Here is a 4,986-nt window from a genome sequence, read left to right on the forward strand (position 1 = left end):
TGCAATAACTCGGCGCACGGCCCGCGTATGCTCCGAAGCGAAGTTCTGCCCTGAGTTCGTCGATCTGACCCTTCAGAAATCCTGAACCCACAGCGGTCGATCCAATGGGGATGGACGAGAGCTGACTGCGACACCTTTGTCTACAACCTCACGGGCAGCCGATGGCTCAAAAGTGCCTGCAGCTATTGCCCTTTCGCGATCAGTTCGGCACGAGGCGTGCAGTCAACGCTGCAGCGTTACGCCGCTGATCCCGCAGCCGGAGCGCTGGCCCTGTTCATCGAACACGTCGCGGTCTGTATCAACGACAAGCAAACCCTGCGCCCGACTGGCCGCCTCTACGAAGATGTTGCTGCTGCTGGTCTGACCGATGTCCTTGACCTCTTCCACCGCCGCCTCGACGACACCGAGCACGCGATCTACGAAGTGCGCCGGGTAGCCAAGGTTCGCGGGACCGGAACCAGGCCGGTCATCGCCCGGTCAGTGCGTCTGCTCGATCGTGGATCTCGCGCCGAGATGGCAGCCGCACTACTGGGCATGCCCGGGCAGCTGCACACCGGCAACGACGGCATCGCACGCAGCATCGCGCTGCGCCGCGGTGAGACGCCGCCATGGGCAGAGCGGTTCTATGTCGCCTGCCCGGCCGTCGTTGCGGACAAGGCCAGACCCCACTTCGAGCGCTGGTTCGCCGAGGTGGCGGCCGGCGATGTCGCACTGTTCTGACACCCACCCACTACGGGGGTAGCCAGCTACAGCCCCAGCGAGTCCGACCAGGCCGGCTGCGCATAGGCGGTGTCGAACGGCATCACCGGGCGCGGCCACGCGCCGGTGACCACCCAGGTCAGCACCGGCGCCGACACCGGCCCCTCGACGGGCCGCGTCAACGCATCGACCAGCGCACTCTCACACGACGACATCAACCCAGGCTACCGGCGCGGTGCATATCCACAGCGGAAGCGCCTGGCGGCGCTGCAGTTGATTCGCCGGCCCCTGCGGGCCCGCCGACCCCGAATTTTGCCTTTCTGGCCCTCCGATTGTGGCCGGCGGTCCGCTCCGCGCAAGGCCACGGCCTCCGCTGCGCTGCGGGCCCACAGGCTCGGGGCAGCTCCCCCACNCGCTGCGCTCACCCGGGACCTGCCCCGCCCGGACCTTTGCACTCCACGGCCCTCTACCGGCCCAAATCTCCAGTGCCAGAAGGCAAAAAGAACGGGCGGCCACCGCCCACTCACCTCCCGAAAGGAACCCACCATGGCTCACGAACTCGATCAGACTGCAGGCAAAGTCAGCTTCGCCGACTCGCGTACCGACGCCTGGCACCAACTCGGCCAGCAGGTCGGCCACGCTATGACCGCCCGCGAGGCTCTGTACGCCGCCCACCTGGCCAACTGGAACGTCCGCAAAATGGCGCTGGTTGTCCCCCAGGAGCCGGTGATCAGCGAAACCGGTGTCACCACACCCGCCCCGCTGGCAGTGCCCGACCAGTGGGCCACCGTGCGCACCAACCCCATCACCGGAGCCCTCGACGTGCTCGGCGTGGTCGGCAACAAGTACGAGCCGATGCAAAACGAAGCATCGTGTGACCTGCTCGACGCGCTCACCGGAGAAAGCGGTGCGGTCTACGAGACGGCCGGGGCGCTACGCGGCGGGCGCGAAACGTTCGTGACCATGAGGCTGCCCGAATCCATGGTGTTCGACGGAATCGACGGCACCAAGGACCGCACCGACTTCTACCTGGCCGCGCTGAACTCTCACGACGGGTCCAGCAAGTTCCGCTTCCTGGTGACGCCGGTGCGCATCGTGTGCGCCAACACCCAAAGCGCGGCCATCGCACGCGCGGCGGCCAGCTTCGGCATCAGCCACACCGGCGGGGCCGCCGTCGCCTTGCAGGAGGCCCGACGAGCACTCAAGTTGAGCTGGCGCTACGTCGAGGCGTTCGAGCAGGAAGCAGCCGCCCTCTACGCCGCGCCCATGGACCTCGACCAGATGCGCCGCTTCGCCGGCGAGCTCGTCGACGTCGACGGCGCCGAGTCCAAGACCACGGCCCGCAACCGCCGCGACACCGCCAACGCGATCGTCAAACTGTGGGTGTCCAGCCCCACCGTCGCCCCGATCGCCGGCACCCGGTGGGCGGCCTACAACGCGGTCACCGAGTACGTCGACCACTACAGCAAGGTCCGCGCCGCAGGAGATCCGCAGTCGGTGCGGGCCCTGCGCGCAGTCACCGGCGGCAGCACCGCTCAGACCCTGAAGACCAACGCCTTCCGGATGCTGCAAACCCTCTAACCCCTGGGGTGGTCTGGCCCGCCCCGCGCGGGCCAGACCACCCCATCCCCCACGATCCCGAAAGGCACTGCCATGCAGGAACATCGGGCACGACGGCCACGGCTTGACCGACCCGCACCGATGCCATCGGGGAACTGCACAGGCGGAAGCGCCTGCGGCGCTGCTGACACCGGGTCCCTGCGGGCCCCGGCGCTAGTTTATTTGCCTTCTGGCTTTCGATTATGGCCGGCGGCCCAAATCTTCAGTGCCAGAAGGCAAAAAGAACGGGCGGCCACCGCCCACTCACCCCATCGATGAAAGGTCACCATCACCATGAGCGAGAACACCACCACCGTCACCGACAACGACACCAACGCACAGGTCGCAGCGGTAGGCACCCTCGAACACCTCGACCCGCACACGTTGGAGCTGGAAACCAACGTCCGCGACGACGCCGCACTCGACGCTGATTTCGTCGCCAGCATCAAAGAGCACGGCGTGCTCAACCCCATCGCAGCGGTGCGCGGACACGACGGCGTGGTGCGGGTGCGCGCCGGACAGCGACGCACCCTCGCCGCACGCGAGGCTGGTCTGACCAGCGTCCCGGTCTACGTGCGCCCAGCCGGTGCGACCGACGACAAGGCCCAGGTGGTCGAACGGGTCTCCGAGCAGATCGTGGAGAACGACCGACGCCGCGAACTCACCGAGGCCCAGCGGGCACGCGGCATCCAGCAGATGCTCGACGCCGGAGCCTCCGTGACCAAGGTCGCCAAAAAGCTGTCCATCGGGCGCGACACGGTCAAATCCGTGGCCACCGCCGCCGGATCACAGGCCGCGATGGAGGCACTCGACGCGGGGCAACTGTCGCTGTCAGAGGCCGCAGTGCTCAGCGAGTTCGATGACGACCCCGACGCCATCATGCGTCTGCTCGAAGTGGCCGGAACCAACCGATTCGAGCATCGGGTCGCCGAAATCCGCCAGGACCGCGCCGCCCAACAGGCCTACCAGGAAGCTGCCGCCAGCTACACCGAGCAGGGATACACCGTGGTCGAGGACTTCCCCGCCTACGGGGACACGACCTGCGTGGAACTGCGCTACCTGCGCACCCCCGAGGGCGAGGCTGCCACCGACGAGCATGTCACCGACCCTGCACACTGGGCGGTCTGCCTGACCGAAGTCGAAGGCTACGTCGACACCGAGACCGGCGAACCGGTCGACGCCCACGACATCGACTGGCACGCTCGATTCAGCGCCACGGTTGCCGAGGGCAAGCGCGACCCCAGCTCGGTCACCGAAGTGGTTGTGTGGGAGGCAGATTGGTTGTGCACCGACTACGCCGCCGCCGGACTGGTCTTGTGCGACTCACTGGCTAAGCGCGTGGAAGCCCTCGCCCGCGAGGACAGCGACCACCACGCCGATGACTCCAGCGACCAGGACGCCGAAGCGCGGGAGGCCGCAGCAGCCGAAGCGGCGCGCCGCGAGCGGCGCAAGGTCATCGCGCTCAACAAGCTCGGCGAAGCCGCCCAGCAGGTGCGTCGCCAGTTCATCACCGACAAGATCCTCGCCCGCAAGACCGCCCCCAAGGGTGCGGCGATGTTCGTGGCGAGCTGCCTCACCCGCGACGTGCGCCTGATCGAGGAACACCACGGCGGGCAGATCAGCGCCGAGCTGCTCGGGGCCAGCGACTCGACAGCAGTGACGAAGATGGTGGCCGAGCTGCCCGCCACCGGCGACGGACGCGCCCAGGTGATCACGCTGGCGCTGGTGCTCGGTGCACTGGAAGCCCGTACCGGCAAGGACGCCTGGCGAGGCAGCGGCTGGGGCCACTACGTCGGAGCCGCCGAGCTGCTGCGCTTCCTGGCCGACAACGGCTACCCGCTGGCCGACATTGAGCGCGTCATCCTCGGCGAGCAAACCGCAGATGCACTCTATGACTCGCTGACCGAGCAGTCCGAGCCCGCCGAGGACGACTAGCCCCCGCGTCGGGAGGTGGGGCCGGTCAGCGCCGGTCCCACCTCCCGCTCGGGACCGCCATCAGCAGGACCATGGTCGCGCATTTCATCCACGAAATCGACATCGCCGCGACCAGTGCAGCGGAAGCGCCTGACGGCGCTACTGAATTATTTTTCTGACCGCTTTCTCTTTTCTCAATTGTGGCCGGCGGCCCGCTCCGCGCAAGGCCACGGATACGGCCTAACGGCCCGGAAACTTTTCCACGAATCCGCTCGCAAAAGACGCTCACGGGGAAAACTTTCCGTCCGGGACCTGTGCACTGCGCTGGGCCCTACGCCGGCCATGACATTGATGCGAGAAAGCGCCAAAGAACAGGCAGCACCACAGCTGAACAGGATTGTGCGGACGCATGTTACGACCGATTCGAGGGTCCGATACCGGCCAGAGCCATACCGGCCGAACGGGTGGCCTTCAGCGTAATTACGCGCTGGTTTTCGCCCGGTCAAAAAAGGTCACAGCTTACCCACAAATAGCCCGATAAATGTTGCCTGACACGCCGAAATGCCGATATAATCGAAATAGATAACAGCAATTCGTGACAACCCTTAAGGAGTGAGAAATGACCGCCATCACCGTCTACACAAAGCCCGCCTGTGTGCAATGCAACGCGACCTTCCGCGCATTGGACAAAGTTATCTGCGCGTCCGCTTCCGTCTAAGGCACATTTGGTTGACCGGTGTTGGGTGACGAGTCTGACTGTTATCCACCCTGTCG

Annotated in this window: 5 protein-coding genes and 1 pseudogene; 4 read left to right on the forward strand and 2 right to left on the reverse strand. The window is 66.2% G+C overall.

Annotation, left to right across the window (positions count from 1 at the left end):
• Positions 1–222 precede the first annotated feature (222 nt).
• The gene (locus tag MCHLDSM_RS39430) at positions 223–411 is read right to left on the reverse strand and encodes a hypothetical protein (RefSeq protein ID WP_234714083.1); all 189 of its coding nucleotides are present in this window, start codon (positions 409–411) and stop codon (positions 223–225) included.
• Positions 412–513: 102 nt separating this feature from the next.
• On the opposite strand from MCHLDSM_RS39430, the gene MCHLDSM_RS39435 reads away from it, so the two are divergent.
• The gene (locus MCHLDSM_RS39435) at positions 514–720 is read left to right on the forward strand and encodes a hypothetical protein (protein ID WP_234714084.1); all 207 of its coding nucleotides are present in this window, start codon (positions 514–516) and stop codon (positions 718–720) included.
• Positions 721–746: 26 nt separating this feature from the next.
• Here the strand turns inward: MCHLDSM_RS39435 and MCHLDSM_RS38495 are convergent, their stop codons facing one another.
• Positions 747–914 carry a hypothetical protein gene (locus tag MCHLDSM_RS38495; protein WP_168440125.1) on the reverse strand — a complete coding sequence of 56 codons (168 nt, stop codon included), beginning with the start codon at positions 912–914 and terminating at the stop codon, positions 747–749.
• Between the two features lie 331 nt (positions 915–1,245).
• Between MCHLDSM_RS38495 and MCHLDSM_RS17410 the strand changes: the two genes are divergently transcribed.
• From MCHLDSM_RS17410 to MCHLDSM_RS39440, 3 genes and pseudogenes are all read left to right on the forward strand, one after another.
• Positions 1,246–2,280, forward strand: a complete 1,035-nt coding sequence (locus MCHLDSM_RS17410; protein WP_011767748.1) for a DUF932 domain-containing protein — start codon at positions 1,246–1,248, stop codon at positions 2,278–2,280.
• A gap of 312 nt (positions 2,281–2,592) precedes the next feature.
• Positions 2,593–4,233, forward strand: a complete 1,641-nt coding sequence (locus MCHLDSM_RS17415) for a ParB/RepB/Spo0J family partition protein (RefSeq protein WP_013470239.1) — start codon at positions 2,593–2,595, stop codon at positions 4,231–4,233.
• Between the two features lie 598 nt (positions 4,234–4,831).
• Positions 4,832–4,903, forward strand: a pseudogene (locus tag MCHLDSM_RS39440) (NrdH-redoxin); the annotation flags it as partial.
• Positions 4,904–4,986: the final 83 nt, after the last annotated feature.

The sequence above is a fragment of the Mycolicibacterium chlorophenolicum genome, assembly GCF_001044235.1.
Classification (GTDB): Bacteria; Actinomycetota; Actinomycetes; order Mycobacteriales; family Mycobacteriaceae; genus Mycobacterium; species Mycobacterium chlorophenolicum.

Excerpts from the sequence above, each read along its gene's own strand:
- MCHLDSM_RS38495 (WP_168440125.1), bottom strand. The coding sequence starts at position 914 with ATGTCGTCGTGTGAGAGTGCGCTGGTCGATGCGTTGACGCGGCCCGTC.
- MCHLDSM_RS17415 (WP_013470239.1), top strand. The coding sequence starts at position 2,593 with ATGAGCGAGAACACCACCACCGTCACCGACAACGACACCAACGCACAG.
- MCHLDSM_RS39435 (WP_234714084.1), top strand. The coding sequence starts at position 514 with ATGGCAGCCGCACTACTGGGCATGCCCGGGCAGCTGCACACCGGCAAC.
- MCHLDSM_RS17410 (WP_011767748.1), top strand. The coding sequence starts at position 1,246 with ATGGCTCACGAACTCGATCAGACTGCAGGCAAAGTCAGCTTCGCCGAC.